The sequence below is a fragment of the Streptomyces sp. NPDC000983 genome, from assembly GCF_040299205.1.
Taxonomy (GTDB): Bacteria; Actinomycetota; Actinomycetes; order Streptomycetales; family Streptomycetaceae; genus Streptomyces.
In genome coordinates, this window is sequence record NZ_JBEPBM010000041.1 from 1 (window position 1) to 26,005 (window position 26,005).

A 26,005-nucleotide genomic window follows, 5' to 3' on the forward strand; every position below is an offset into this window, starting at 1 on the left:
CGTCGACGAGCTGGTGCGCAAGGGGTACGTCGAGCGCCGGCCGCATCCCGAGGACGCGCGTGCCCGGCTGGTCGTCCTGACCGAACGGGGCTGGGTACCGCCGGTGTCAGGACGTCGTGCAGGTGCTGCCGTTGAGGGTGAAGGCGGTCGGGGACGGGTTGGTCGTGCCCTTCGTGCCGGTGAAGCCGATCGTGACCGAGCCGCCGGCCGGGATCGTGCTCGTGTACGACGCCGGGGCGACCTTCACCGCGCCGCCCGTCTGGGACGGCACCCCGCCCCACATGTTGGTGACCGTCTGGCCGGCCGTGAAGGAGAAGGCCAGCGTCCAGCCGTTGACCGCGGCCGTGCCCGTGTTGCGGACGGTCACGTCGGCCTGGAAGCCGCCCGGCCACTCGTTGACGGTCCGGTAGGCGACCGCGCAGGTCCCGGTGGGCGGGTTGGACGTCGTGAGCGTCACCGTCGCGGAGCGGGGCGAGCGGTTGCCCGCCGCGTCCTTGGCGTAGACGGCGAGGGTGTACGCCGTGTTCGGGGTCAGGGAGGTCAGGGCGGCCGAGGTGGTGGTGGAGGCGGCGAGCGTGGTCTCCGTGGAGCCGCTGACCCGAACCACCTCGTACGCCGTCACGCCGACGTTGTCGGTGGCGGCGGGCCAGGTCAGCTGGGCCGAGGTCGAGGTCACCGCGGAGGCCGTCGGGGTGCCGGGGGCCGTCGGGGCCTGCGTGTCGGAACCGCCGCCGCCGAAGACGGTGGCCTCCTTCGAGGTCTGGGCGATGCCGTTGGCGCCGTGGAAGATGCGCTGGCCCCAGGAGCTGAGCTGGTTGGGGTCGAAGCCGATCGACAGGTCCAGGATCGGGTCCGTGTTGCCGCTCCAGGACCAGGCGAGGTAGCCGAGGTCGAGGTTCTGTGCCGCGGCCATCATGGTGTCCTCGTCCGGGTCGCCCCACTGGTCCGCGGGTCCGCCGAACTCGCCGATGAGGATGGGCAGTCGGGCCGCGACGAAGGCGTTGAGGTAGTCGGTGATCTCCGCCGCGGTGTCGAACACGCTGTACATGTGGATCGAGAAGATGAGGTTGCCGGTGGTGTCCGCCGCGTACACCGACTGGGCGTTGGCGCGCATCACGCCCTGCCAGTCCTGGCCCCAGTTCGGGGCGTCCACCATGATCGTGTGCTCCAGGCCGGCCGACCGCAGCTTCTTGATCGCGGCGATCGTCGGGGCGGTCCAGCCCGCCGGATCGGTGTTGCCCCAGGGCTCGTTGCCGATGTTGACGATGACGTAGTCCTCCTGGCCGGCCAGGACGTCCTTCAGGCCGATCCAGTAGTCCGCCGCCGAGTCGAGCGTGGCGGCCGCGGCCTCCTCGCCGTAGCCCGTGGTGTCGTGCACCTCCAGTACGCAGATCAGGCGGTTCGCCTTGCACGAGGTGATGACGGCGGCCACGTCCTGGGCGCTGTTCTTCGTCCAGCGGTGGCCGTTGGACAGGACCACCCGGACGCTGTTCGCGCCGAGGGCCTTGATGTCGGTCAGGGACTGGGTCTCGCCGGGGTACCAGGTGTGGGCGTGGTTGACGCCGCGCATCACGAAGTCGTTGCCGTTCGCCTCCAGCAGACGGCCGTCGCTGATGTGCAGGCCCGCCGCCTGGGCGGCGGGTTCCTCGGCGGCCTGGACGGGGGTCGCGCCCAGGACGAGCAGGCCCAATAGGGTGGCCAGCGCGGTCAGCAGCCTCGCCGGCACCGAGCTCATGGGTGTTCTCACTGCGACTCCAGAGAAATGAGACACGGGAAAGCTTCGGGAGATGAGCATGGGAGCGCTCCCACACAGCGCCACCCTCCATGAACCCATCCCGCCAGGGACACGTCAAGACACTGGGCGTCGCTCGATTCCCACGGGTACCGGTGCGGTGCGCAGTCCTCGGGCGAGAACCGCCGTCACAGCCAGGGACGACACCGCCATGACCGTCATCGCCCGAGCGGGGGTGGTGAGTTGGGCCACCGAGCCCGCGAGCGCCGCGCCCACGCCCTGAAAGGCCAGCATCCCGGCGGAGTGCAACCCCAGTGCGTGGCCGCTCAGTTCGTCCGGGGTCAGGGCCATCAGCCGCTCCTGCTGCACCAGGCTCGCCCCGAACCCCACGGAGGCCAGCGCCGCCGCGGCCCCGGCGAGCGGCACGGACGGGCCGAGCGCGAAGAAGGCGTACGGCGTCGCCAGGAGCACCAGCAGCGGCACCCCCAGCCGGGTGCGGGGGCCCGGTGGGAGCAGGCGGCCCACGGTCACGTCCCCGGCCAGCATGCCCAGCGCCGCGCAGGCGAACAGGGTGCCCGCGGACTCGGGGGCGTAGGAGACGAAGAGCGACTCGCAGCCCACCACCAGGCCGTTGGGGACCCACAGGGCGAGGAGGACCGTACGGCGGGGCCGCGAGGACCACAGCAGGGCGTTGGCCCGCCAGGTCTCCGCGACCGAGGGTCGGCCCGCGGCGCGCGGGGCGCGGGCGGTCAGGCCGAGGCGGACGCCGGCCGCGGCGGTCGCGTACAGCAGCGCCGACAGGGCCAGGCAGATCCGCGGGGACAGGGTCGCGACCAGGGCGCCGCCCATCGCGAAACCGGCGATCTGGGTGGTCCCGCCCATCATGTTGAACAGCGAACGCCCGCGCAGATAGCCGTCCTTGGCGAGGATCTCGTTGAGCAGGCCCCAGCGCACTCCCCCGCCCAACGAGGCGATCAGGCCCTGGGCGAGCAGCACCGCGAAGACCGACCAGATCGGCAGGCCGGGTGCGGCGAGCAGGGCCGTGGTCGCGGCGAAGGCCAGTGAGAGGCCTGTCAGGGCCGCCCTCGGGGGCAGGCGGTCGGCGCCGGAGAGGAAGAGGGAGGCGCCGAGCACCTGGGCGAGGGACGGGCCGAACATGCTCACCGCGGAGAGCAAGGGGGACTCGGTGGCGCGGTAGACGAGGGTGGCGAGGGCCAGGCCGCCCATGGTCTGGGCGGCTGTGTGGGCCGCGGAGGAGAGGAGGAGGGGGGTGAATTCGGGGGTTCGGAGGAGGGAGCGGTAGGTGGTGGCGTTCTCTGCGGGTGTGGTGGCGGATGTGGTGACGGGTGTGGTGACGGGTTCGGGGGCGGGTTCGGTTTCGTGCATGGGCGGAGTCTTGGGTGGGGTTTCGGTGGGGGGTTAATGTTTCGCGCTGACGCGAAAGGTGGGGCGGGGTTTTGGGGTGGTGGCAGGTCGACGCGGACACGCTCGCGCGCAGTCGGTTCGTGTTGTCGCCGTTCGCCGAGACCTTCGCGAGTCTGAAGCTGCTGCACGCCGGGGTGGGCGCCCATCCCGGGGAGCGGGACTGGCTGCGTGCGCACCTGCCCGGGTACCGGGCCCTGCTGGCCGCCGACCCCGTGACCGCGCTGATCGTGCGCTCCGGACTCGGGCCGGAGTGGATCGCCGACTTCCTCACGCCCACGCCGCTGGACGGGGAGAGCTTCGAGGACGGGGTCGCCCGGGTGGGCTCGGCCTCTCCCGAGGCCGCGCGCGCTCATCTCGCCATGTCCCTCGGCGGTCCGCTGCCGGCGGGGCTCGACCGGGACGATCTGCCCCGGCGGGCGGCCGGGCTGCTTCGGTACGTCTGGGAGGAGACCGTGCGCCCGGACTGGGAACGGCGGCGGCGAATCCTGGAGGCGGACGTGGTGGCCCGGACCGTGCAGGTGTCGCGGAGCGGGTGGGCGGCTGTGCTGGACTCCTTGCGGCCGGGGACCCGGTGGCTCGGGGAGAGCCGGTTCCAGGTGAACCGGCAGGAGTATCCGCCGCGGGAGATCTCGGGGGCGGAGTTGGTGTTCGTACCGGTTACGCCCAGGACGGGGTGGGTGTCCTGGGAGGAGCGGGAGCGGTACGCCGTGGTGTACCCCTGCACCGGGGTGCTCGCGGAGTCCTCCGGGAGGTTGGGTGGGCGAGGGGTGCCATCCGGGCTCGGGGCGTTGGTGGGGGGTGCTCGGGCGGGGGTGTTGGTTTTGTTGGGGGCGCCCATGAGTACGAGTCAGCTGGTCGCTGTTACCGGGCAGGGGTTGGGGTCTGTGGGGCGGCATCTTCGGGTGTTGTTGGATGCGGGGCTGGTGGAGCGGGGGCGGGCTGGGCGGGCGGTTCTGTACGTGCGGACTGCTGCGGGGGATGTGTTGGTGGAGGCGGCGGGGGCGGGGTCGGTCGGGCGGTGACCTGGGGTTCGGGTGCGGGTCGGTCGGGCGGGCGGTCACCCGGGGTCCGGGTGCGGGTCGGTCGGGCTGTGGCCCGGGGTCCGGGCGAGGTGGGGTGGGTCGCGCAGCCCGGCGCTTGCGGGGTGCCGCTGCGCCCACCCGTGCCGCCCCAGCGGCACGACTGCCCGCAGCTATGTGGGAAGCAGAGGCGGCCGCTGCCCACAGCTATGTGGGAAGCAGAGGGCCGCCGCCCGCAGCTATGTGGAAGCAGAGGGCCGCCGCCCGCAGGTATGTGGAAAGCAGAGGGCCGCCGCCCGCAGCTATGTGGGAGCAGGGGGCGGGCTAGCATCGCCGTATGACTGTAGACAGCAGCAATGGTGTTCCTCTGGAGGTCGAGATCGGGGCCCTTCAGGGGGGTTCCGCGGAGCTCGGGCAGTACGGCGGGCAGGTTGTGCTCGTGGTGAATGTGGCTTCCCGGTGTGGGCTCACGCCTCAGTACTCGGGGCTTGAGCGGCTGCACGCGAAGTACGCGGAGCGTGGGTTCACCGTGCTCGGGGTGCCGTGCAACCAGTTCCTCGGGCAGGAGCCGGGCAGCGCCGAGGAGATCGCCGAGTTCTGTTCGGCGACGTACGGCGTGTCCTTCCCGATGACCGAGAAGGTCGAGGTGAACGGCGAGGGCCGGCACCCGCTGTACGAGCGTCTGGTGGGCTTCGCCGACGCCGAGGGGCACAGCGGCGACATCCGCTGGAACTTCGAGAAGTTCCTGATCGGCCGGGACGGCCGGGTCGTCGCCCGGTTCTCGCCGCAGACCGAGCCGGACGCGGCCGAGATCGTCGCCGAGCTGGAGCGTCAGCTCGCCGCTTGACCTTCCCCCTGGGGCAGACCCGAGCTTCCTGTCACCGGGCGGACCGCGCCCGGCGACGGAGGATGGCGGCGTGGACACGGGCGAGGAACTTCTCACCATCGGGGCGTTCGCCGCGCGGGCGCGGCTGTCGACCAAGGCGCTGCGGCTGTACGACCGGCTGGGGCTGCTGGCCCCGGCACTGGTCGACGAGGTCAGCGGGTACCGCTACTACCGCTCCGGCCAGGCCGAGCGGGCCCGGCTCGTGGCGCTGCTGCGTCAGCTCGACATGCCGCTCGCGCGGATCGCCGAGGTGATCGACGCGGCGGACGGGAGCGCGGCGGCCGAGCGGCTCGACGCGTACTGGTCGGGCGTGGAGGCCAGGATCGCGGCCCAGAGGACGCTCGCCGAGTACCTCCGTGGACGACTGTCGGGGAGGAGCTCCGAGATGTACGAGAAGTTCGCGGTGGAGACGGTGGACGTACCGGCGCGGGTGGTGATCGCCGAGAAGCGGCACACCCTGGCGGACGAGCTGCCGGCGTGGATCGGGGCGTCGCTGGAGCGTCTGACGACGGCCGCCGGGGAGTGCGGCGGGGTCACGGCCCCGCCGTTCGTCGTGTACCACTCCGAGGTGTCGGCGGAGAGCGACGGACCCGCCGAGTCCTGTGTGCCGGTGGCGGACGAGGCGGCGGCCCGGGCCTGGGCTGCCGGGCGCGGGCGGAGCTGGGAGACGGTCGTACGGGTGGAGCCGGCCCGGCGGCTGGCGTACACCCGGATCGTCAAGGCCCAGGTGAGGTACCCGCAGATCCTCGCCGCGTTCGAGGCGGTGGAGGAGTGGGTCCGGCGCGAGGGTCTCGCCCTCGACGGGCCGTGCCGTGAGGTGTACTTCGCCGACTGGGCCGCGGCGGGCGCCGACGACCCGGTGTGCGACATCGCCTTCCCCGTGCGGCCCGTGGAGTGAACGACCGTGCCCGGCGGCCTCGTCACGGGGGCGCCGGGCACAGCCGAGCCCCCTCGGCAAGGACGGCGAGCTGGTCGAGAGGGCTCTTGCTTGCTGCTTGTGTAGTTGTCGGTCGTCTTCGGCCGTGGCTCAGGGAAGCTGCCCCCTCACGCCTTGACCGAGGACACGAAGGCGTTCCAGGCGTCGGTGGGGAACGCCAGTACGGGACCGTCGAGGACCTTGGAGTCCCGGACGGCCATTGCCGACACGACAGGGGACTTGATCTCGACGCATGCGCCATTGCCCTGCGAGTACGAGGACTTGACCCATGTGTCCGTGACACCCTGCTTGATTGCCATTTTCGCTCCGGTGACCAGTTGCTGAGTTGCTGTCCGCGTGCCGCGCGGGTGGCTTGAACTTCGCACGGCACGTTTGCGCCAACGCTGTTGCTCGGTGGCGTGATCGACGCTACTCGCCAACTTCGGTGTCCGGAGCGACTATTCACCCGACCGGGTGGCATATTCCATTGGCGGCTTCCGCAGGGACTGGTCGACGGTGTATCTTCCGGCGCCACACTCAGCGTGCGTAGTCCTTGGCGGCGTTCGCGATGAACTCCCGGCTCTGGTCGACGTTGTGGGCCTGCGCCCGCAGGTGCTCGTACATCACGCTGTACTTCTGCACGTCCTGCGCCTTCTCCAGGTACAGGTCGCTGGTCACGCCCTCGATGTAGACGACGCTGGAGTCGGCGGCGTCGGGGAACTCCAGGATCGCGTACTGGCCGCTGACACCGGGATGGGCTCCCATGGTGAACGGGATGACCTGCACGGTGACATGGGGCAGCCGGGACATCTCGATGAGGTGCTCCAGCTGCTCGATCATGACGTGCCGGCTGCCGACCTCGCGGCGCAGCGCGGCCTCGTCCAGCACGGCCCACAGCCGAAGCGGGTTGTCGGGGGCAGAGATACGTTCCTGTCGGCGCAGGCGCACCTGGACGCGCTTGTCGATGTCGCCCGGCGCCACCTCGGGCAGGGCGCCCTGGATCAGCGCCTCGGCGTAGCTCTTGGTCTGGAGCAGCCCGGGCACCACCTGGGGGTCGTACACCCGCAGGCTGGCCGCGTCGGTCTCCAGGCCGATGTAGACGCTGTACGGGATGTCGCCGAAGGAGTGCCACCAGCCCTGCTGGCGGGAGTCCTTGGCCATCTGCATCAGGGAGTCGACGATCCGGACGTCCTCGACCTCGTAGACCCCGCACAGGTCGCGCACGTCGCGCTGGCTGATGCTGCGGCGGCCGTTCTCCAGGCGGCTGATCTTCGACTGGGAGACCAGCAGCCGCTCCGCCACCTCCTCGGCCGTCATGCCCTTGAGCTCGCGGAGCCGGCGCAGCTCCTGGCCGAGTCGGCGTCGCCTGACAGTGGGATTGACATTGGACGCCACGGGACGTGCACCTCCGGCTGCGTACTGCTTGCGACTTTGCGTATCTGCTGTTGAGCAGATTGCCACCAAGGTGCTTTCTACCGCTGGGAAACGGTGGATATGCGCTGCATACACGCCAGTTCGGGCCGTAACTTCACGGGGTCCGCACATGCGGCCGCGCGGGGCGGCGGGACCGTGTCGTCGTCCGGACACATACGATCCCGCCACCCCGCGCGGACCAGCGGCTCCCGAACCGGGCCTTGGGGTGGTGCGCTGCCTTGCCGCGGCCGCGTCGTGGAACTGCGGCTCAGTGAGCCACGACGCGTGCCATCGAGCCTCGGCGTGGTTGCATCGGAACGCCTCGAGCGGGTTCCGGTGCCGCCCTGCCACCCGGGGCCGGCTGGCGGCCCGCCGGGGCGGGGCTGCGTCGCGGCTGCGCCGCGACACCGTTCTGGACGTCCATCACCGCGTGCGCGACGAGGCCGCCCATGGGGTCGTGCCTGATCAGGTCCCGCAACCGGGAGCGTGAGGAGCGACCCTCGTTGCCCGGGTACAGGTGCTTGCCGAGACCGACCGCGTGCGCCAGTGCGGCGAGCGCCGCGGTCCGCGGGTCCGGCGGTACGCCGGTGCGGATCGCGGAGTCCAGCCGGGCCCTGATCTCCCGGCTGATGTCGGTGTCCGTCGCCTGGTAGCGAGTCGTCGGCAGCACCCCGCACATCTGTCCCGGAACGGCGGCGACCATGCCGCACCGCTCCAGATGCGAGAGGTACGTCTGACGCAACCCCAGCCGGGGCCCGCCGATCCAGTGGACCGCCCGTACGGGAGCGCCACGCCTGCGCAGCAACTCCAACGCACAGTCCAAAGTCGGATCTCCTGTCGGCCGTGGTGCCACCACGGCGATACGATCCCCGTCTGGGGCTATCCGTCCGGCCAGCGCCAGCTCCACTAGCTGCGCTCCGGCCAGACCGAGGTCGAGCGACTGCGGCTGTGCAGTGGTACCCGTGGCCGGGTCCAGTGCCAGCAGCAGAAGCTCCTCCGGAATTGTTCTGCGGCTCCTGCCCATCCATGCCTCCCCGCGTGGATGAAAGACAGGGTGACCCCTCTCACATTGGTCTGTCGAGGGTGCGTGACCTGTTCGTAGTGGAACCAGTAGGTATGTCGTTCTCGTCTACCGCATCAGCCGGGGCCGCACACAGGACACTGGTACATGGTTCGGACAGTGCCGGGAAGCGGTGTCCGATGCGGCGGCGGTTCAGACGGATCACGGATCAGACGGTTTAGGAGGCATCGGTGGCGGGCGAGTCCCCCGACAGTTCGAAGCAGCGCGAGTCGTCGGCAGAAACGACGTCGGGGAGCGCGGGTCCGGTTCCGGAAGCCAGGAACGAATCCTCCGACCCCCGTCTGGCCATGTCCCGCGGTGGCGCGTCCCGCGGGGGCGTGGACACGGCGACCCGGGTGCTGTCGGCGCGTGATCTGGCGGACGCCAGGGCCGTTCCGGAGCCGTCGGGGGCGTCGGACGAGTCCGAGGAGCCCGAGGAGTCGAAGAAGCCTGTGGCCGAGGGCGGCCCCGCGAGCGACTCCGGGCCCGTGAGCGGCTCCGAGCCCGCATCCGATTCCGAGACCGACGCGGGCGCCGAGGACGAGGCCGACCCGGATTCCGGCGGCGAGCCGGCCGTACCCAAGGCCGGGAACGACCGTCTGCGGGCCGCTGTGGCCGCCTGGGTGGCGACGGGCGACGAGAAGGAGCCGCCGACCGCCGGGGAGGCCCCTGAAGCCGCGGACGGGCCTGAGAGCGGCTCTGAGGCCACGGACGGGCCCGCGGACGGTCCAAAGGACGCCGAGGCGGAGCCGGAGGCCCTGGAGGGCTCCGAGGACGCCGAGGCGAGCGAGCCCGGCGCGCGGGCGACCGAGGCGGACGCCGACGACGACGCGCCCGCCGACGACGAGGCTCCGGAGGACAGCGCGTCCACCGGCGGGGAGGTGGAGGACGACACCGACACCGAGACCGACACCCGGAGTGACGCAGCGGCCGAGCCCGAGGTTGAGGCCGAGCCGGAATCCGACGCGGACGCCTCGGACACCGAGCCGGACGAGAACGCCCCCAAAGCCCCGGCCACCGCCGACGCGGACACAGGCGCGGACACGGACGCGGACACGGACGCCGACAAGGTCACCGACACCGGTGACACCGACGCGCCCGCCCCCGCCCCCCGCGCCAAGGTCGTGGACCAGCCGACCACCGCCATCCGCCTCCGCCCGTCCGCGGACCGGACCGGCACGGCCGAGCCCGGCACGGACAAGCCCGGCCCGGGCAAGGGCACCGCGGACAGGCCCGCCGCCGACGAGCCGGCCGCAGGCAAGTCCACCGCGGCCGAGCCGGCCGCGCCCAAGCCCCCCAAGCCCTCCGCCCCCGCGACCCCGCCCCCCGCCGGCCCGCCCCCCGTGGACCGCGCCACCAGCCGCTTCGTCGCGCTCAAGCCCGACGTCACCGCGCACGTCCCGCAGGTCGGGCCCGAGCGCACCACCCAGCAGCCGCTGCCGCCCAAGCCGCCGCTGGACCTGCTCGCGGAGCTGACCAACACCCCGCCGCCGCCGGAGACCCCGGTCCGCACTCTGGTCAGGCGGGTCAAGATCTGGACGCCGCTGGTGCTGCTGCTGGTGATCGTCTTCGCGATCGCGCAGGCCGTGCGCCCGGTGCCGACGCCCACCCTGGAGCTGACCGCGAAGTCGTCGTTCACCTTCGAGGGCTCGAAGGTGGACATCCCCTGGCCCGCCGACGGCCAGGCCGCGCTCGATGTGCAGGGCATCGGTTCGTTCGGCTCCTCCGGTGAGCAGAAGCCCGTCCCGATCGCCAGTGTCGCCAAGGTCATGACCGCCTATGTGATCCTGCGCGACCACCCGCTCAAGAGCGGCGCCGAGGGTCCGAAGATCCAGATCGACCAGACCGCGGAGGAGCAGTCCGACGCCGGTCAGGAGTCGACCGTGGACGTCACCGCAGGTGACGCCATCACCGAGCGGGAGGCGCTGGAGAGCATCCTGATCGCGTCCGCGAACAACGTCGCCCGGCTGCTCGCCCGCTGGGACGCCGGCTCGGAGAAGGCGTTCGTGGCGAAGATGAACGCCGCCGCCGAGGACCTCGGCATGAGCGACACGACGTACACGGACCCCTCGGGGCTGAACGACACGACGGTCTCCACGGCCGTGGACCAGGTGAAGCTGGCCAAGGCCGCGATGGAGCAGCCGGTCTTCCGCGAGGTCGCCGCGATGATGTCGTACGACGACTACAAGGGCCAGAACCACGGCAACTGGAACCAGCTCGTCGGCAGCAACAACGTGGTCGGCATCAAGACCGGCACCACCACCTCCGCCCTCGGCAACCTGGTGTTCGCCGCGAAGAAGGAGGTCGACGGGGAGATGCGGACCATCGTCGGGGCCGTGGTGCGCCAGCCGGACTCGGGCAGCGGCATCCTGGCCGCCGCGCTGAACTCCGGCGACCAGCTGATCCGGGCCGCGCAGGGCGCGCTGGAGTCGGCGACGCTGCTGAAGAAGGGCGACGTCGTCGGATACGTCGACGACGGTCTCGGCGGCCGTACCGCGGTCGTGGCGACCGAGGACGTCAAGGCGGCCGGCTGGGCGGGTCTGAAGGTGGAGCTGGACTTCACCGCGGACGCCGTGCCGCACGAGGCGAAGGCCGGCACCAAGGTCGGCACGCTCACCGTCGGCGACGGCGGTACCGCGGGTGCCGTCAAGGTGCCGGTGGCCCTGCAGAGCGATCTCGTCGAGCCCGGGTTCACCGCGAAGCTGACCCGCATCACCTGAGCGGCACCTCCTCGCAGCCCGCCGTCGGCCGCCCCACCCCGGGAGCCGCGCGGCGGGCTGCGTGCTAGCGTCACGAACCGGGTCGGCCGCCGCTCACAAGGCACGGCCAGGAAAACCTCAGGGACACGGCCGACAACACGCGGGAAACAGCGCGCGGCCGGAACAGAAGACCGGACACCACGGGAGAGCCTCAACAGTGGCCGCTGCGGAGCCCACACGCGCCGACGACGCCGATCCGGAACCGGGGAACGGCCCGCGAATACGCGTGCCCGCGCCGCGTTACGAGGAGCCCTCCGGCTCCCCCGACGAGGACCCGCCCACCGGGGCGAAGGCCCTGCTGCTCACCGTGCGTGAGCGGCTGCTGCGCCACCCGGTGCTGTCCGTCACGGCGCTGGCCGGGGTCCTGCACATCGTCTGGTTCTTCACCTTCGCCAACAGCGGCGGCGACCTCGCGGCGCAGGACGCCTGGGCCGAGTTCGTCGGCCGGCACCCCGACTCGGCGTACAACCTGGCCTGGTACGGCGGGATGCACCCGGTGTCGTACAGCGTGGTCTCGCCGTATCTGATGTCGGTGCTCGGTGTGCGGACCACGATGATGATCGCCGGGACCGTCTCCGCCGGGCTGCTCACCCTGGTGCTGCTGCGCGGGCGGGCCGTCCGCAATCCGCTGTGGGCCTCGCTGGCCGGGGTGTTCGCGCTGCTGTGCAACGCGGCCTCGGGGCGGGTCACCTTCGGGCTCGGCATGATGTTCGCGCTCGGCACGGTGGCGGTCGTGTTCTGCTGGCCGTACCGCTGGCGCTACAAGCGGTGGGCGAAGGCGCTGTGCGCCGCGCCGCTGGCCACGCTCGCGACGATGGCCTCGCCGGTCGCCGGACTGTTCGTGGGTCTGGTCGCGGTGGCGATGTTCCTGCAGAAGCGGCGCCCGGGCGCCTGGGCGCTGGGGCTCGCGCCGGCCGCGGTGGTCGGCGTGTCGGCGTGGCTGTTCCCCTTCTCCGGCACGCAGCCGATGACGGTCGCCTCGGCGCTGCTGCCGTTCCTCTCCGCGGTCCTGGTCGCCGTCCTCGTCCCCAAGGAGTGGACGACGGTCCGGCTGACCTCGGCGGTGTACGCGCTGTCGGTGCTGCTGGTGTGGCTGATCAGTTCGCAGATCGGCTCCAACATCACCCGGCTGTCGATGCTGTTCGCGGGGGTGGCGCTGGTGGCGGCGCTGCCGTTCACGGTGCCGCGCTCGCGCAAGTGGTACGCGACGGTGCTGGCCGTGGTCGGGTTCACGGTGTGGATCGGGGTGAAGTCGGTGGTCGACATCGTGCACACCACCCCGGCCGCCTCCTGGGCCCGTGAGCTGGCGCCGCTGGTCAACGAGCTCCAGGAGGTCGGCGCCGAGAAGGGCCGGGTGGAGGTCGTACCGGCCCGCTCGCACCGTGAGGCGTCCGCGCTGGCGCCGTACGTGAACCTGGCCCGCGGCTGGAACCGGCAGGCGGACATGGAGCGCAACCCGCTCTTCTACGACGACACCCTGAACTCGGCGAACTATCTGGAGTGGCTCAGGCGCTGGGCCGTGCACTACGTGGTGGTGCCCCAGGACGAGCCGGACGGGGGCGGCGAGCGCGAGCGGGAGCTGGTGCAGCGCGGGATGCCGTATCTGAAGCAGGTGTGGGGCGACGCCAACTGGCAGCTGTTCGAGGTGATCGACCCGACGCCGCTGGCCGAGCCGAACACGGTGGTGGAGCGGGCCGAGCAGGGCGAGTGGACGATGCGGGTGAGCGAGCCGGGGCGGGTGCTGATCCGTATCCCGTACTCGCCGTGGCTGAGCATCGTCGACGCCGAGGGCAGGAAGCTCGACCCGCCGGAGGAGACCGAGGCGTCCAAGGACCGGTCCGACGGGGAACCGAGGACGTACGACAACGTCAACGGCTGCCTGATGGAGACCGAGGAGGACGCGCTCGGGGACCGGTGGACGATGCTGGTGGCCCCCGAGGCGGGGACGTACCGGCTGGCGGCGCCCTACGACGTGCCGCGCGGCACGCCCTGCCCGGACGAGCTGAAGTAGCTCCTCCCCCGTCTGACCCGCCTCCCTGGGCCGGCCGGGTCAGCGCAGCCGGTCCACGTACCGGTCGGTGCCGGGGACCGTGGGGATGAAGGGGGCGAGCAGTTCGACGCGGCCGAGGCCCTCGGTGCTCTCGGGGCCGAGGTCCGTGAAGTGCGGGTCCCAGCACTCCCCCGGCTCCTCCTCCAGGAACCACAGCAGGGTCAGCCGGGTGTCGACGCCCTCGACCTGCTTGACGTAGGTCATCCGGTCGCCGGGCAGAGGGGTGGGCCGGAAGACGGTCACCATGGCGGCCGGGGAGCCCGCGAGGCGCTTGGGCAGGTGCCGCGTGCGCAGCCACTCCAGCAGTTCGGCGCGCTGCCCGGCCGACTCCGCGTCGATCACCTCCAGCACCAGGCCCCGGTAGGGGTGGTCCAGTGCGTGGAGGTCGCGGGGGCCCGCCGCCCCGTCCCGGTAGACGGTCGTCTCGTGGTCCTGGAACGCGGTGAAGACGTGGGTGCGCTCGCGGTGGACGCGGGCGTCGCGGTTGAGACGCTTGTTGATCGCGACGGTCCACCTCATGTGGTCGTCGTAGCGGCCGGCGGTGATCCAGTAGGTGGAGAGGTAGCAGCCGGCGGTGACGGGCCGGGCGACGGCGGAGTCCTCGGGCCGGCGCAGCAGCTGGAGCTCGCGGGTGGCGACCCAGCGGCGGCCGGCGTACATCCACGGCATGGCCATGGCCCCGGCGTAGTAGTGGTCGTCCTCGTACCAGCGGTTGTAGGCGTACTCATGGCCCGGGTGGGGTTCGACCATGGTGATCAGGGCGTGGCCCGGGTGGACTCCGTACGGGCCGACGGAGGCCAGCTCGGCGTAGACCTCGCTGCGGGTGTCGTCGCTCATGCGGTTCCCCTTTCCTGCGGTCGCCCATACTCTGACGGACCGTCAGATTCAGCGCCAGGGTCGGGAGGGGTCGGGATGTCACCGTTGGCGGGCAGGACCGTGGTCGTGTCGGGGGTCGGGCCGGGGCTGGGGCACCAGGTGGCGGCTGCGGTGGTGCGGGACGGGGGGAACGCGGTGCTCGGGGCACGGACCGGGGCCGCGCTGGCCAGGAGCGCGCGGGCGATCGACCCGGACGGGGCGCACACCGCGTACCGGACGACGGACATCACCGACGAGGGGCGGTGCGAGGAGTTGGCGGGGCTGGCGGTGGAGCGGTTCGGGCGGATCGACGCGGTGGTGCACGTGGCCGCGCTGGACAGCCACTTCGGGGGGCTGGCGGACGCGGACTTCGCCACCTGGCAGTCGGTGCTCGACGTCAACCTGCTGGGGTCGCTGCGGATGACCCGGGCCTGTCTGCCGGCGCTGAGGGAGCGGGGCGGCTCGGTGGTGTTCATCGGCACGCAGTCGGCGGTGGCGGCGCCCTCGCAGGTGCGGCAGGCCGCGTACGCCGCCTCCAAGGGGGCGCTGACCAGCGCCATGTACTCGCTGGCGCGGGAGCTCGGGCCGCACCGGATCCGGGTCAACACCGTGCTGCCGGGGTGGATGTGGGGGCCGCCGGTGCAGGCGTACGTGCGGTTCACCGCGGAGTCGGAGGGGGTCGACCCGGCGGTGGTCCGCAAGCGGCTCTCGGACCGGATGGCGCTGCCGGAGCTGGCCACGGACGCGGATGTGGCCGACGCGGCCGCGTTCCTGGTGTCGGACCGCTCGAAATCGATCACCGGACAGTCGTTGCTGGTCAACGCGGGGGAGCTGATGCGATGAGTTCACATACATAAACCAGAACCATCATCGCGAATACTTTTACCTCCCTTTGACCTTACGCCAGCTTGTCGTGTCCACGAGGCAGCGCCCACGATGAGCGCCGGGCTGAACCCTGGGAGGGCGCACATGAACGGTCTCGACTGGGCCGTGCTCATCGGCTATTTCGGCGTGATGGTGGCGATCGGCATCTGGTCGCACAAACGCGTCGACAACGTGAGCGACTTCTTCACCGCCGGCGGGAAGATGCCCTGGTGGCTCTCCGGCATCTCGCACCACATGTCCGGCTACAGCGCGGTGATGTTCACGGGCTACGCGGGCATCGCCTACACCTACGGCGTGACCTCGTTCGTCACCTGGTCGTTCCCGATCGCCCTGGGCATCGCCATCGGGTCGAAGCTGTTCGCCCCGCGGATCAACCGGCTGCGCTCCCGGCTGCACGTCGCCTCGCCGCTGGAGTACCTGAAGAACCGGTACGACCTGAAGACGCAGCAGGCGCTGGCCTGGTCCGGGATGCTGCTGAAGATCGTGGACGTGGGCGCGAAGTGGGCGGCGATCGCCACGCTGCTGTCGGTGTTCACCGGGATCTCCCTGAACCAGGGCATCCTGATCACCGGTTCCATCACGGCCGTCTACTGCACGATCGGCGGACTGTGGGCGGACGCGCTCACCGAGCTGGGCCAGTTCGTGATCCAACTGCTCGCCGGTGTCGCGATGTTCGTCGCCGTGGTCGTGGAACTGGACGACAAGGGCATCGGGTTCTTCGGCGCCTGGGACGAGCCGGAGCTCCAGGGGCACGGCGAACCGCTGGTGGGGCCGTACGGCACGGTCTTCCTGCTGGCGTTCCTGTTCATCAAGCTGTTCGAGTACAACGGCGGCATGCTCAACCAGGCGCAGCGCTACATGGCGACCCCGAACGCCAAGGAGGCGGAGCGGTCGGCGCGGCTGTCGGCGGCGCTGTGGCTGATCTGGCCGCTGGTGCTGTTCTTCCCGATGTGGATGTCGCCGCTGCTGGTCGAGTCGCAGAAGCCGGACGGCTCGGACTCCTACGGCCTGATGACGGAACAGCTGCTGCCGCACGGTCTGCTGGGCCTGGTCATCGTCGGCTTCTTCTCCCACACCATGGCGATGTGCTCCTCCGACGCCAACGCCATCGCGGCCGTCTTCACCCGGGACTGCGCCCCGGTGATCTGGCGCCGGGCACGGGCCTGGAGCGAGGGGCAGGGGCTGCGGGTGGCGCGGGTCGCCACGGTGGTCTTCCTCGGCCTGTCGATGGCGGCGGCGACCCAGGTCAACTCGCCGACCTTCGGAGACATCATCACCGTGGTGATCAAGTGGGTGGCCGGTCTGATGGGCCCGATGGCGATCCCGATGATGCTGGGCCTGCTGCGGCCCTTCCGCCGCTCCGGTCCGACCGCGGCGCTCACCAGCTGGTCGATGGGTCTGCTGGCCTTCTGGCTGGTGAACTACCCGATCCACTGGAACGTCGACGCCGGGGTGCCGCTGCAGTACCAGGTGTCGGTGCCGCTGGCCGTGTCGCTGGTCCTCTACATCCTGATCGGCTTCCTGAAGCCGGAGGACACCCCGGAGCGGCTGGCGATCATCGACCGGATCAACTCCGACGACGACGGCGCGGCCGCCGCGGTGCCGGTGCCGCGGCCGGCGGACGGGACGGAGGACGTGGTGGTGACGCGGGTCAAGGACTGAGGCAACGGGCTGTCCGCGTACGGCGATGGCCCCGCTTCCCCGGCTTCACGGGGTCGCGGGGCCATCGCCGTGGCCGTCCGGGTCAGCCGCGCAGCACGCGGCCCTGCTTGTCGGTGCGGTCGTTGCTGGTGAGGAAGATGATGCCGTCGATCAGCGCCCAGATGCCGAGGCCGCCGCAGGTGAGGAGCTGGGCCACGCCCACGCCGACGGAACCGACGTAGAAACGTCCTATGCCGAGGGTGCCGAGGAAGATCTGGAGAAGCCCCGCCACGACCTTGGACTTGTCGGAGTAGGGGCGGCCGAGCGGGTCGACGCCGTAAGGGGCCTGGGGAGTGGGGACGGTCATGAGTACTGCTCCTGATGCTTTTGCGTGAGACTTCGGAACGGAATGTCCACATGGGCAGGAGGTACGTACGTCATGCGTCGATGCCTCGGCACGCTTGACGCGGCACGCGGCTGTTCCCCCTGTGAGGGGTGAGCATAAAGAGATCACGAGGCCCGGCGGGATACCTGCGAAAAGATCGTTCCGGTTCCGTGATCAGAAGCCCGGGTCAGGGCGCGACGAGATTGCGGGCCACGGTCCACACGACGGCGGTGGCGAGGATCGCGTACTGCGTACGCCGGCCGAAGCGGGGTCCCCAGCGGCGGCCGCGCAGGCCCTCCCAGGTCCAGCGGGCCAGCAGCGCGAGGGCGAACGGGGCGGTGAGCAGCAGGAGTCGGTTGTCCAGCCACGCCTGCGCGAAGTGACCGTGCATCAGGTCGTACACCATGCGGGTCCCCCCGCAGGCGGGGCAGAGCAGGCCCGTCGCCCAGCGGAACGGGCACTGCGGCAGCAGGTGTCCGGGTTCGTGCGGGTCGGTGGTGTAGAGGTACGCGGCACCGGCCGCCCCCGCCGCGAGGACGGCGAGGGGTGCGGCCTTCGTCGCGTCAGCCGCCACGCAGCACTCGGCCGTTGGAGTCGGTGGTCTCGTTGCTGGTGAGCAGGATGATGCCGTCGATCAGCGCCCAGATGCCGAGGCCGCCGCAGGTGAACAACTGGCCGAGGCCCATGCCTACGTGGCCTATGTAGAAGCGTCCGACGCCGAGGGTGCCGAGCACGAACTGGAGCACACCGGCGACGATCTTGGACTTGTCGGAGTAGGGGCGGCCGAGGGGGTCGTAGCCGTAGGGGGCGTAGGGGTCGCCGGTGAAGCTGCCGGGCGGGACGGCGCCGGGGTAGCTGCCGGGGGGGACGGCGCCGGGGTAGCCGCCGGGGGGCGGGTACCCCTGGTATCCGTAGCCCGGCTGCTGGTAGCCGCCGGGGGGCTGCTGGCCCTGCTGCGGGCCGCCGGGGTAGCCGTATCCCGGCTGCTGGCCCTGCTGCTGGGGGCCGCCGGCCGGAGGGGCGCCCGGGTAGCCGTATCCCGGCTGGGGCGGCTGCTGGCCTTGCTGCGGCTGGTCTTGCTCGGACACCTGGTTCTCTCCCCCGATGGGACACATGCGTGATCAGGTCATCTTGCAGCAGACGTCGACCGGGGGTAAAGCCGGTCAGGCCCTCGGGTACCGGGCCAGCCAGCCCGGGGAGGAGCCCGCGGGTCCGTGCAGGGCCGGGCCCTGGGTCATCTCCATGGCGAAGTCGTCGGCGAGTTCCAGGACCGTGGGGCGGCCCTCCAGTTCGGCCAGCCAGGCCGGCGGGAGGGCCGTCTCGCCGTGCAGGGCGCCGAGCAGCCCGCCGGTGAGGGCGCCCGCCGCACCGGAGGGGCCGTCGTGGTTGACCGCCAGACACAGGCCGTGCCGGACGTCCTCGCCCACCAGGGCGCAGTACACGGCCACCGCCAGCAGGCGCTCCGCGGTCCCGGGGCCCGCCAGCTCCGCCACCCGGTCCGGTGTGGGCATGCCCTGCCGGACCGCGCCGAGCGCGTGCTGGAGCGCGTCCGAGACGGGCTGGTGTCCGGGGCGGGCCGCCAGCAGCGCCAGCGACCGCTGCACCGCGCCGTCGAGGCTCTCGCCGCAGGCCAGCCCGTGCACGATCACCGCGTACGCGCCCGCCGTGAGGGAGGCGACCGGGTGGCCGTGCGTCTGGGCCGCGCACTCGACGGCCAGCTGCGCCACCAGTTGCGGCTCCCAGCCGACCAGCAGCCCGAACGGCGCCGAGCGGGCCGCCGCCTCCGGTCCGGCCTCGCCCGGGTTCTTCGGCGCCTCCGGCGTGCCCATGGTCTCGTCGCCGAGTCCGAGCAGCAGCGACCGCGCGGGGTCGCGCCGGGCGTAGAGCCACTCCTCCCGGGCCAGCCAGCCGGCGTCCTTGCGCCGCTCGTCCGGGCCCCAGTCGCGCTGGGTGGCCGCCCAGCGCAGGTACGCCCGGTGCAGGTCGGTCGGCGGGTGCCAGGCCCCGGTGTCCCGCCGGACCTGCGCCCGGATGAGCCCGTCGACGGAGAAGAGGCTGAGCTGGGTGAGGTGGGTGACCGCGCCGCGGCGCCCGTAGGCGACGCCCAGGTCGGTCAGTCCCTCGGCGCCGTGGGCGGCCCTGATCTCCGCGAGGCTCAGGGCGTTCACGGGCGCGCCGAGCGCGTCGCCGACGGCCACGCCGAGCATGGTGCCGCGCACCCTGCCGCGGAAGTCCTGCTGTTCGGAGCGGCCCCAGACGGCACCGGCTGTCGCACCCATCCAGACCTCCCCGGGGCTCCGTCCGTGCGTAGAGCTCAGCACTGTAATCGAACGGGAAAGGTCGGTTCGGGGTCAGGTGACGTATGCGTGGGGTGCGGCAGTGGTCATGAATTGATCGGTATCGCTCATCGATCGGGGGGTTCGTTCCGGGGGCGGGGCGGAGGGCCGGGCGGGACGGTTACCGGGGTGGGTGGTGGGGGGCTGCTGTTCCCGCTTCGTCCGCTGCGACCCGGGTGGATGAGCCCAGGGCTCGGTGGACCAGGGCTCGCTGTGCGCGGGCCCAGGTGTAGTCCGGGCGGGCCGCCAGTACGCGGTCCAGGTCGGCCAGCGCCTCCTCGTGGCGGCCCAGTTGGGCGAGGGTGGCGCCGCGGCTGGCCCGTGCCGAGGAGTACTCCGGGTCCAGGGCCAGCGCCCGGTCGAGGTCCGCCAGGGACTCGGGGCCGCGGCCGGCGGCGCGCAGGGCGTCCCCGCGCTCGCAGAGCCCCCAGGCCCAGTCGGGGTCCACGGTGAGCGCCCGGTCCAGGTCGGCGAGTTGCCGTTCGCTCTCGCCCAGCGCCCGCCACACCCGGGCCCGGCGAGCGAGCGCCCAGGTGTAGTCGGGGTTCAGTTCCAGTGCCCGGTCGAGGTCGGCCAGCGCCGCCTCGGGGTCGCCGGCGCGCAGCCGGGTGGCGCCCCGGGAGGCCCAGGCGAAGTCGAGCGCGGGGTCCAGGCCGATGGCGTGGCCGAGGTCCCGTACGGCTTCGTCGTGGTGGCCGAGGATGCGGTGGTACTCGCCGCGCACCGCGCTCCAGCGGGCGTCGTCCGGGGTCAGGGCGAGCGCCCGGTCGAGGTCGGCCACGGCGGCCTCGTAGTCGCCGAGTTCGGCGTGGGTACGGGCCCGGCCCCGGTGGGCGCGGGGGTCGCCGGGGTCGAGGGCGACGGCCCGGCCGAACTCGGCGAGGGCCTCCCGGTGCGCACCCGAGTCCCGCAGCGCGCCGCCGCGTACGGTACGGGCGCGAGCCTCGGCGCCGGCGTCCAGGCGGGCGCCGCGCAGCAGCCGGCCCAGCGCCGCCGCCGTACCGCCCTCGGCCAGCGCCCCGCCCAGCTCTGCGCCCCAGCGGGCGGCCTCCCCCGCCTCCGCGTCCGCGCCGGCGTCCGCCAGTGCCCCCGCCCACCGGGCCGCCGTGGCGTCCCCGGCGTCGCAGGCGGCGGCGAAGTCCCGCAGCACCTCCGCCGGTGCCTGCCGCCCGCACAGCCGGTGGTAGGACTCCGCGAGGCGCAGCTCCCGCCACTCCTCGTCCGCCCACAGCTCGTCCGGGGTCCGGCCCGCCTCGGTCTCGGCGCGCCACGCCCCGAACGCCTCGGCGAGCGCGTGCTGGCGCCGGGCCCAGCCGCGCGGGGAGCGCCGGCGTTCGCGACGCAGCATCGGCGCGCGGACGACGTCGTGGTAGCGGAGGCGTCCGTCGTGCTCGGTGACGAAGGGCAGGGAGCGCAGCCAGTCGTACAGTTCGTCGGCCTCGTCCTCGTCGCACTCGACGAGGGCGCGCAGGACGTCCGCGTCGAGCCGGCGGGGCAGGGCGCAGGCCAGGGCGACCCGGCGGCGGCGCCGGTCGGGCTCCCAGCGCAGGAACCGTTCGACGGCGCTCGCACTGGGGTCGCCGATCTCGTCCAGGCCGGCCGGTCGGGCCTCGGCCAGCGTGGAGACCAGGACCGGGAGTCCGCCGGTGAGCCGGAGGACCTCCTCGACCACCGGTTCGGCGACGACGCCGCGCGCGGCGAGCAGGCCGCGGGCCTCGGCGTCGGTGAACGGTTCCAGGGGCAGCACGGTCGCCGGTTCCAGGCCGCTCCAGCGGGCGCTGTCCAGGGGGTGCTGTCCGGCGGTGACCACGACGACGGCCGAGGGCAGGTCGCCGTACTCCTCGGGGCGGGTGAGGACGGAGTGGAGCCAGGGGTCGAGGAAGGGGCCGGTGCGTTCGTAGGTGTCGAGGAAGAGGACGATCCAGTCGAACGCGGAGGCGGCGGCGCGCAGTTCGTCGAGGAGGACGGGGGTGAGGGCGCGCTCCGGGGCGAGCACCAGGTCGACGTCCTCGGGGGAGCGGAAGCGGGCGCCGAGTCCGGCGCGCAGCCGGTCCGCGTTGCGCGCGAGCCGGTCCACGGGTACCGCGCGGGTGACGAGGGAGGCGCCCGGCACGGCCGCGTCCAGCAGGCCCAGGCCGAGTTCCACCGCCGCCCGGCCGCCCTCCGACGGCGCCTCCTCCTCGGCGGCGAGGAGGGCGAGCGCGGCGGCCTCCGCCTCGTGACGCCGCTCCCGGTACAGCGCCAGCCGTCGCTCCAGTTCCTTCAACCGCCGCCCCTGATCGCGGAACTGACGGCACATCGCCTCCAGCGCCTCGGGCACGCTCGCCGCGTTCTCGTCGACCCGGGCGGTCAAAGCGCCGCGCTCACGCGCCAGTTGGCCCAGCTCGCGGAGCAGGAAGGTCTTGCCGACCCCGGCGCCGCCGTGCACGTGGAAGCGGAAGCGGTGCCGCGGGTCGGTCGCCGGGATGTCGAAGTTCCCCACGAACAGGGCGCGTTCGCTCTCCCGGCCCACGAACGCCGTCCGTGCGCGCCGCTGGATCAGCTCCTGCAACGACGGTTCCGCCTGCGTCATGCGTGCGTCCCTCCAGTCCGGCCGGTCCGCGCTCCATTCTGGCTCAATCGATCTGGATCACACGGCCCCGGCCCGGGGAAGATGGCCGTCATGGCCTCGACACCCCCACCCGGCGCACTCCGCCTCACCGCGACCCTGCTCACCGCGAGCGTCGCCCTCTACATGGCGCTCGTCGCCTTCGGGAACATCACCGACTTCGGTACGAACCAGCAGTTCGTACGGCACGTCCTGGCGATGGACACCACGTTCAAGGACGACGACCTGATGTGGAGAGCCGTCACCAGCAAGGGACTTCAGGACGCGGCGTACGTCGCGATCATCGTCTGGGAGACCGTCGCCGCGCTCGTCCTGGTCTACGGCACCTGGCTGTGGGCCCGCGAGGGCGACCGCGGCGCCCGGCGCTGGTCCACCTACGGACTGCTCATGGTGATGCTGCTGTTCGGCGCCGGGTTCATCGCGATCGGCGGCGAGTGGTTCGCCATGTGGCAGTCCGGGGACTGGAACGGGCTGGACGCCGCCACCCGGGTCTTCCTCTTCAGCGGCCTGGTGCTGCTGGTCAACCACCTTCCGGGCACCCGGGACGCCTGACCGGGCCGGTCGTCTACTTCACGACCGTCACAGGCGTGCCCGCCGTCCCGAACTTCCACAGGGCCGAGCCGTCGCCCGCCCGCATCCGGACCCCGCCCGTGGTGGCGTCCTCGGCGGGGGGCGGCGGCGAGGAGCCGTCCACGGCGTTGGAGAAGGCGATGTTCACGCCGGACTTCGCCGCGAAGTACACGACGTGCTCGATCTCCACGCCGTCCGAGCCGGTGGTCGCCTCCGTGCGGGTGCCGACGGTGTAGCGGCCCGGGTCGGGGTCGACGGTGCCCGGCCACACCACGAACGTACGGCGGGCGGAGTCACTGGCGTCGACCAGCCACACCCGCCGCTCGTCGAGCGAGTACACGATCCGGCGGCCGGAGCCGGAGCCGTCGGGGACCTTGGCCGGACGGGCGGCCGACTCGGTGGGCGCCGGCGTGGCGGTGGCCGGGGCGGTGGCGCTCGGCCGCTCGGTCACGGCGGTGGGCCGCGTGCCCCGGTCGGCCTGGACGGCCAGGACGACGACCGCGACGAGAGCCCCCGCGGTCAGACCGGTCACCCAGGCCCAGGACGGTATTCGGGCAGGCACGGCAAGGTTCTCCTCAGCTCACCGACAGGGTCGGATCATCGTACTGCCAGCTCCTGGGCGTCCCGCTCTCAGTCCAGCACCGGCAGCAGCTCGGGCAGGTGCCCGTCCGACGCCGCCGCCGCGCTCCGCCGCTCCTCGGGGACCTCTCCGTAGAGGGTGGTCCGGGGCCGGGCCGGGCGGCCGGCCGCCTCGGCGACCGCGACGAGGTCCCGCACCGACTTGTAGGAGCCGTAGGAGGAGCCCGCCATCCGGGAGATCGTCTCCTCCATCAGCGTGCCGCCCAGGTCGTTGGCGCCCGAGCGCAGCATCTCGGCCGCGCCCTCGGCGCCGAGCTTGACCCAGCTGGTCTGGATGTTGGGGATCCACGGGTGCAGCAGCAGCCGGGCCATCGCCGTCACCGCCCGGTTGTCCCGGACGGTCGGGCCCGGGCGGGCGATGCCGGCCAGGTACACGGGCGCGTTGGTGTGGATGAAGGGCAGGGTCACGAACTCGGTGAAGCCGCCGGTGCGCCGCTGGATGCCGGCCAGCGTGCGGAAGTGGCCGAGCCAGTGGCGCGGCTGGTCGACATGGCCGTACATCATCGTCGAGGAGGAGCGGATGCCCAGCTCGTGGGCGGTCGTGATCACCTCGATCCAGGTGGCGGTGGGCAGCTTGCCCTTGGTCAGGACCCAGCGGACCTCGTCGTCGAGGATCTCCGCGGCGGTGCCGGGGATCGAGTCCAGGCCCGCCTCCTTCGCCGCCGTCAGCCACTCCCGGACGGACAGGCCGGTGCGGGTCGCGCCGTTGACGACCTCCATCGGGGAGAAGGCGTGCACGTGCATGCCGGGCACCCGGGCCTTCACCGCCCGCGCGATGTCGAAGTACGCCGTCCCCGGCAGGTCGGGGTGGATGCCGCCCTGCATGCAGACCTCGACCGCGCCGACGTCCCACGCCTGCTGGGCCCGGTCGGCGACCTGCTCCAGCGAGAGCGTGTACGCGTCCGCGTCGGTGCGGCGCTGCGCGAACGCGCAGAACCGGCAGCCCGTGTAGCAGACGTTGGTGAAGTTGATGTTCCTGGTGACGATGTACGTCACGTCGTCGCCCACGGCGGCCCGGCGGACGTCGTCGGCGATCCGGGTCAGCGCGTCCAGCGCGGGACCGTCGGCGTGCAGCAGGGCCAGCGCCTCGTCGTCGGTGAGCTTCGTCGGGTCGTCGGCGGCGGTCGCGAGGGCCTGGCGGACGTCGGTGTCGATGCGCTCGGGCACCATGCCGGGGGCGGCCGCCTCGCGGAGGGCGCCCCAGTCGCCGTACACCTCGTCGAAGTCGTCGCGGCGGTCGGCGGTGCGGCCCTCGGTGTCGATCGCGGTGTGCAGGTCGGTGCGGCCCGACGCCTCGAACGCCTCCTCCGGCTCCTGCCAGGGGTGCCCCTCGACGACCGCGTCCGGGAGGGCGAGCCCGGTGTGCGGGTCGGCCAGCGCCGCGACGTGCGGACGCAGCCGGGGGTCCAGCCAGGGCTCACCGCGGCGGACGAACTCCGGGTAGACGCAGAGGCGTTCGCGCAGTTCGAAGCCGGCCGCCCGGGAGCGCTCGGCGAGTTCCTCGATCTGCGGCCAGGGGCGTTCGGGGTTGACGTGGTCGATGGTCAGCGGGGACACCCCGCCCCAGTCGTCGATGCCGGCGCCGATGAGCCGCTCGTACTCGGAGTCCACGAGGTTCGGCGGGGCCTGGAGGCAGGCCGCCGGGCCCATCAGGTGCCGGGCGACGGCCACCGTGGCGACCAGTTCGTCCAGTTCGGCGTCGGGCATGCCGCGCATCGCCGTGTCCGGCTTGGCGCGGAAGTTCTGGATGATCAGTTCCTGTATGCCGTGGTAGGCGCGGGAGATCTTGCGCAGCGCGAAGAGGGACTCGGCACGCTCCTCGTAGGTCTCGCCGATGCCGATCAGGATGCCGGAGGTGAAGGGCACGGAGGAGCGGCCCGCGTCCTCCAGCACGCGCAGGCGCACGGCCGGTTCCTTGTCCGGGGAGCCGTGGTGGGGGCCGCCGGGCTCGGACCAGAGCCGGGTGGCCGTGGTCTCCAGCATCATGCCCATGGAGGGCGCGACGGGCTTGAGCCGCTGGAAGTCGGTCCAGGTCATGACGCCGGGGTTGAGGTGGGGCAGCAGGCCCGTCTCCTCCAGGATCCGGATCGAGATGGCGCGGACGTAGGCGATGGTGTCGTCGTAGCCGTGCGCGTCCAGCCACTCGCGGGCCTCCGGCCAGCGGTCCTCGGGCTTGTCGCCGAGGGTGATGAGGGCTTCCTTGCAGCCCAGGGCGGCGCCCTTGCGGGCGATGTCGAGGACCTCGTCGGGGGACATGAACATCCCGTGTCCGGCGCGGCGGAGCTTGCCGGGGACGGTGACGAAGGTGCAGTAGTGGCACTTGTCCCGGCAGAGCCGGGTGAGCGGGACGAAGACGCTCTTGGAGTAGGTGATGACGCCGGGGCGGCCGGCCTGGGCGAGACCGGCGTCCCGGACCCGGGCGGCGGACGCGGCGAGGTCGGTGAGGGCCTCGCCGCGGGCCTGGAGCAGCACGGCGGCCTCGGCGGTGTCGAGGGCGACTCCGTCGCGGGCTCGTTTGAGGGCGCGACGCATGGAGTTCTCGGTGGGGCCGGTTCCAGAGGTCGCGGAAATCGTCATTCCTTGAGCATACGTTCGGGGGATTTGGGGGCGGAGGGGGTCGGGGGTGGGGGTGCGTTGCCGGGTGCGGGTGCGGTGTGGGTTTTCGCGCCCACGCGGCGGAGCCGCATATCGACACAGGCCCGCGCCCGGGGGGTGGGTTTCGGGTGCGGGTGCGTTGTGGCTGGTCGCGCCCACGCGGCGGAGCCGCATGTTCGATACGGTCCCGCGCCCCTAGGGGGTTTGGTCCGCCCTTGTTCATAGGCGCTC

At 72.3% G+C, this 26,005-nt stretch carries 21 protein-coding genes and 1 pseudogene; 9 read left to right on the forward strand and 13 right to left on the reverse strand.

The genetic code is table 11. The features are described 5' to 3' along the window. Positions 1 to 166: pseudogene (locus ABT296_RS38790) on the forward strand (MarR family transcriptional regulator); the annotation flags it as partial. Here the strand turns inward: ABT296_RS38790 and ABT296_RS32100 are convergent. Together ABT296_RS32100 and ABT296_RS32105 are read right to left on the reverse strand one after the other, a co-directional pair. After that, complete coding sequence (locus tag ABT296_RS32100; protein WP_351932490.1) at positions 107 to 1,735, reverse strand: cellulase family glycosylhydrolase; 1,629 nt, start codon at positions 1,733 to 1,735, stop codon at positions 107 to 109. The pseudogene ABT296_RS38790 and the gene ABT296_RS32100 overlap by 60 nt on opposite strands. Positions 1,736 to 1,849: 114 nt before the next feature. Continuing rightward, the gene (locus ABT296_RS32105; RefSeq protein WP_351932492.1) at positions 1,850 to 3,118 is read right to left on the reverse strand and encodes an MFS transporter; all 1,269 of its coding nucleotides are present in this window, start codon (positions 3,116 to 3,118) and stop codon (positions 1,850 to 1,852) included. A gap of 71 nt (positions 3,119 to 3,189) precedes the next feature. Here ABT296_RS32105 and ABT296_RS32110 point away from each other — a divergent pair, with 71 nt between their 5' ends. From ABT296_RS32110 to ABT296_RS32120, 3 genes are all read left to right on the forward strand, one after another. Then, entirely contained in the window at positions 3,190 to 4,179 is a 990-nt protein-coding gene (locus ABT296_RS32110; RefSeq protein WP_351932494.1) for an ArsR/SmtB family transcription factor, read from the forward strand. Positions 4,180 to 4,513: 334 nt separating this feature from the next. Beyond that, positions 4,514 to 5,023, forward strand: a complete 510-nt coding sequence (locus ABT296_RS32115) for a glutathione peroxidase (protein ID WP_351932496.1) — start codon at positions 4,514 to 4,516, stop codon at positions 5,021 to 5,023. Positions 5,024 to 5,093: 70 nt separating this feature from the next. Then, entirely contained in the window at positions 5,094 to 5,960 is an 867-nt protein-coding gene (locus ABT296_RS32120) for a MerR family transcriptional regulator (protein ID WP_351932498.1), read from the forward strand. A gap of 146 nt (positions 5,961 to 6,106) precedes the next feature. Here ABT296_RS32120 and ABT296_RS32125 read toward each other — a convergent pair whose 3' ends face one another. From ABT296_RS32125 to ABT296_RS32135, 3 genes are all read right to left on the reverse strand, one after another. Continuing rightward, entirely contained in the window at positions 6,107 to 6,298 is a 192-nt protein-coding gene (locus ABT296_RS32125) for a DUF397 domain-containing protein (protein WP_351932500.1), read from the reverse strand. A gap of 217 nt (positions 6,299 to 6,515) precedes the next feature. Continuing rightward, the gene (locus ABT296_RS32130) at positions 6,516 to 7,373 is read right to left on the reverse strand and encodes a helix-turn-helix domain-containing protein (RefSeq protein WP_351932502.1); all 858 of its coding nucleotides are present in this window, start codon (positions 7,371 to 7,373) and stop codon (positions 6,516 to 6,518) included. A gap of 286 nt (positions 7,374 to 7,659) precedes the next feature. Continuing rightward, positions 7,660 to 8,415 carry a GOLPH3/VPS74 family protein gene (locus ABT296_RS32135; protein ID WP_351932504.1) on the reverse strand — a complete coding sequence of 252 codons (756 nt, stop codon included), beginning with the start codon at positions 8,413 to 8,415 and terminating at the stop codon, positions 7,660 to 7,662. A gap of 374 nt (positions 8,416 to 8,789) precedes the next feature. Here ABT296_RS32135 and ABT296_RS32140 point away from each other — a divergent pair, with 374 nt between their 5' ends. Together ABT296_RS32140 and ABT296_RS32145 are read left to right on the forward strand one after the other, a co-directional pair. Further along, positions 8,790 to 11,171 carry a D-alanyl-D-alanine carboxypeptidase gene (locus ABT296_RS32140; RefSeq protein WP_502977377.1) on the forward strand — a complete coding sequence of 794 codons (2,382 nt, stop codon included), beginning with the start codon at positions 8,790 to 8,792 and terminating at the stop codon, positions 11,169 to 11,171. A 196-nt stretch (positions 11,172 to 11,367) separates the two neighbouring features. Next, the gene (locus ABT296_RS32145) at positions 11,368 to 13,221 is read left to right on the forward strand and encodes a DUF8823 domain-containing protein (RefSeq protein ID WP_351932508.1); all 1,854 of its coding nucleotides are present in this window, start codon (positions 11,368 to 11,370) and stop codon (positions 13,219 to 13,221) included. 39 nt (positions 13,222 to 13,260) lie between these two features. Here the strand turns inward: ABT296_RS32145 and ABT296_RS32150 are convergent, their stop codons facing one another. Further along, on the reverse strand, positions 13,261 to 14,097 hold the full coding sequence (locus ABT296_RS32150; protein WP_351932510.1) for a hypothetical protein: 837 nt from the start codon (positions 14,095 to 14,097) through the stop codon (positions 13,261 to 13,263). Positions 14,098 to 14,172: 75 nt separating this feature from the next. Between ABT296_RS32150 and ABT296_RS32155 the strand changes: the two genes are divergently transcribed. Both ABT296_RS32155 and ABT296_RS32160 read left to right on the forward strand, forming a co-directional pair. Continuing rightward, complete coding sequence (locus tag ABT296_RS32155; protein ID WP_351932512.1) at positions 14,173 to 14,958, forward strand: SDR family oxidoreductase; 786 nt, start codon at positions 14,173 to 14,175, stop codon at positions 14,956 to 14,958. Positions 14,959 to 15,084: 126 nt separating this feature from the next. Next, the gene (locus tag ABT296_RS32160) at positions 15,085 to 16,662 is read left to right on the forward strand and encodes a sodium:solute symporter family protein (RefSeq protein ID WP_351932514.1); all 1,578 of its coding nucleotides are present in this window, start codon (positions 15,085 to 15,087) and stop codon (positions 16,660 to 16,662) included. 82 nt (positions 16,663 to 16,744) lie between these two features. Here ABT296_RS32160 and ABT296_RS32165 read toward each other — a convergent pair whose 3' ends face one another. The 5 genes from ABT296_RS32165 to ABT296_RS32185 all read right to left on the reverse strand — a co-directional run bounded on the left by ABT296_RS32165 (position 16,745) and on the right by ABT296_RS32185 (position 21,934). Further along, positions 16,745 to 17,008: a TM2 domain-containing protein gene (locus ABT296_RS32165; protein WP_351932516.1), complete on the reverse strand. Its 264-nt coding sequence runs from the start codon at positions 17,006 to 17,008 to the stop codon at positions 16,745 to 16,747. 205 nt (positions 17,009 to 17,213) lie between these two features. Further along, positions 17,214 to 17,600: a DUF2752 domain-containing protein gene (locus tag ABT296_RS32170; RefSeq protein WP_351932518.1), complete on the reverse strand. Its 387-nt coding sequence runs from the start codon at positions 17,598 to 17,600 to the stop codon at positions 17,214 to 17,216. Continuing rightward, on the reverse strand, positions 17,590 to 18,141 hold the full coding sequence (locus tag ABT296_RS32175; RefSeq protein WP_502977378.1) for a TM2 domain-containing protein: 552 nt from the start codon (positions 18,139 to 18,141) through the stop codon (positions 17,590 to 17,592). Before ABT296_RS32175 ends, ABT296_RS32170 begins: the two co-directional genes overlap by 11 nt. Positions 18,142 to 18,189: 48 nt before the next feature. Further along, a complete protein-coding gene (locus ABT296_RS32180) occupies positions 18,190 to 19,305 on the reverse strand; it encodes an ADP-ribosylglycohydrolase family protein (RefSeq protein WP_351932522.1) in 1,116 nt (371 codons plus the stop codon). 178 nt (positions 19,306 to 19,483) lie between these two features. Beyond that, on the reverse strand, positions 19,484 to 21,934 hold the full coding sequence (locus tag ABT296_RS32185) for a tetratricopeptide repeat protein (protein WP_351932524.1): 2,451 nt from the start codon (positions 21,932 to 21,934) through the stop codon (positions 19,484 to 19,486). 90 nt (positions 21,935 to 22,024) lie between these two features. On the opposite strand from ABT296_RS32185, the gene ABT296_RS32190 reads away from it, so the two are divergent. Then, on the forward strand, positions 22,025 to 22,522 hold the full coding sequence (locus tag ABT296_RS32190) for a DUF2165 domain-containing protein (RefSeq protein WP_351932526.1): 498 nt from the start codon (positions 22,025 to 22,027) through the stop codon (positions 22,520 to 22,522). A 13-nt stretch (positions 22,523 to 22,535) separates the two neighbouring features. Here ABT296_RS32190 and ABT296_RS32195 read toward each other — a convergent pair whose 3' ends face one another. Beyond that, on the reverse strand, positions 22,536 to 23,102 hold the full coding sequence (locus ABT296_RS32195) for a hypothetical protein (protein WP_351932528.1): 567 nt from the start codon (positions 23,100 to 23,102) through the stop codon (positions 22,536 to 22,538). A 68-nt stretch (positions 23,103 to 23,170) separates the two neighbouring features. Next, the gene (locus tag ABT296_RS32200; protein ID WP_351932530.1) at positions 23,171 to 25,756 is read right to left on the reverse strand and encodes a bifunctional FO biosynthesis protein CofGH; all 2,586 of its coding nucleotides are present in this window, start codon (positions 25,754 to 25,756) and stop codon (positions 23,171 to 23,173) included. Between the last annotated feature and the right edge of the window lie 249 nt (positions 25,757 to 26,005).